Annotated in this window: 1 pseudogene; it reads right to left on the reverse strand. The window is 70.4% G+C overall.

Annotation, left to right across the window (positions count from 1 at the left end):
* Nucleotides 1-139: 139 nt before the first annotated feature.
* A pseudogene (locus tag VR44_RS43645) lies at nucleotides 140-372 on the reverse strand (hypothetical protein); the annotation flags it as partial.

Here is a 372-nt window from a genome sequence, read left to right on the forward strand (position 1 = left end):
TGTATAAGAGACAGCTTCCGGCCGCATCCGCCGGCCCGCTGCCAGGAGTACGCGCACCGCCGTGACACCGCGACCGGTCCGCTGCGCAGGTCGGCTCCGGCCGGTCCCGGTGTGTGCTCTCGGATGTGCCGGGGGCCGGTCAGGGCGGGATCTCGTTGACCAGCATGCGCAGGGTCAGGCTGTGCTTCCCGGGCGGCAGGGCCTCCATCGCGGTGGTGGCGTGCGCGACACCGCCCGCCTTGTCGCCGGACCGGGTGAGCATCAACCCTCGGTGGAGCTCCAGATGCGTTGCGAAGCGGGGCAGGGTCGCTGCGAAGCGGGGCAGGGTCGCGGGGATGGCTTTGTTGGTGAGTTGGGGCTCTGGTCCACTTT

The organism is Streptomyces katrae (genome assembly GCF_000966975.1).
Classification (GTDB): Bacteria; Actinomycetota; Actinomycetes; order Streptomycetales; family Streptomycetaceae; genus Streptomyces; species Streptomyces katrae.